The following is a 1,210-nucleotide window of genomic DNA, read 5'->3' as shown; positions in this document are numbered from 1 at the left end:
GGGGGGGGTGGGGGAGGGGGGGGGGGGGGGGGGGGGTTTGGGCCCCGGAACCCCCGGAGCCCGCCGAGACCGCAACCGCCGGCACCTCGCCCCCACCTGGCACCTCGCCCCCACCCGGCACCATCCCCTTCCCCCGCGTCACCGCTGCGGCCCGCGCAACCCCCTCGGCCCGAGTCACCCCCTCCGCCCTGATCACCACCGGCGGCACCGAATCCAACCAACTCGCCCTCCTCCTCGCCCGAGAAGCGCACGGCGCCGGTATCCGGCTCGTCCACGGAGCCAACGCGCATCACTCGCTGCCCCGTGCCGCCTGGCTGCTCGGGCTGTCCGAGCCCGTCGTCGTGCCCGCCCCGGCCGGCGTCCTCGACCCCGCCGCGCTCGACGAGGCCCTCACCGAGCTGCCCGGTCCGCATCTCGTCGCCGCCACCGCCGGGAGCACCGACGCCGGGCTCATCGACCCGCTGCCCGAGATCGCCGCCCTGTGCGTCGCCCATGGCGCCCGACTGCACGTCGACGCCGCCTACGGCGGGGGCCTGCTGTTCAGCGACCGGTACCGTGACCGGCTCAGCGGTCTCGACGCCGCCGACACCGTCACCCTCGATCTGCACAAGCTGGGCTGGCAGCCCGTCGCCGCGGGGCTTCTCGCCGTACGTGACCGGCGGACCCTCGCGGTGCTCCACCACCGCGCCGACTACCTCAACGCCGACGACGACATCGAGGCGGGCCTGCCCGACCTGCTCGGCCGATCGCTGCGCACCAGCCGCCGGCCCGACGTCCTCAAGATCGCCGTCACCCTCAAGGCCCTCGGCCGCAGCGGACTCGGCCGGCTCGTCGAGCAAGTCTGCGACAGGGCCCGTGAGTTCGCCGACCTCGTCCACGGTCACCCCGCGTTCGAGCTCTACGACCCGCCCACCATCAGCACGGTCCTGTTCCGGCCCGCACACGCCTCCGACGACGCCGTCGCCGCCGTACGCCGAAGGCTCCTCACCGACGGCCGCGCGGTCCTGGGCCGGGCCCGCATAGACGGGCGCCTGTGGCTCAAGACCACCCTCCTCAACCCCCACACGCGCCCGGACGACCTGGCCGCCCTCCTGAAACTGGTGGAAGGAAACACCCCCGGATGAGCCCGAAGACGAACCCCCGCACCGGCCCCCACACCACCCCGCGAGCGGACCTCCACCCGGGCCCGAGCCCCCGTTCAGCCCCGGAC

General features: G+C 75.0%; 1 protein-coding gene. It reads left to right on the top strand.

The features are described from left to right. Window positions 1-1,124 (top strand): pyridoxal phosphate-dependent decarboxylase family protein (locus ADK36_RS09480; RefSeq protein ID WP_234329729.1); only part of this gene is annotated, 1,124 nt, incomplete at its 5' end. Window positions 1,125-1,210 lie beyond the last annotated feature (86 nt).

Origin of the sequence: Streptomyces viridochromogenes, assembly GCF_001270495.1 — a bacterium.
GTDB classification, from domain to species: Bacteria; Actinomycetota; Actinomycetes; order Streptomycetales; family Streptomycetaceae; genus Streptomyces; species Streptomyces viridochromogenes_A.
Note: the sequence above shows the minus strand (reverse complement) of the source record. Positions and strands in the feature narration are given on the sequence as shown.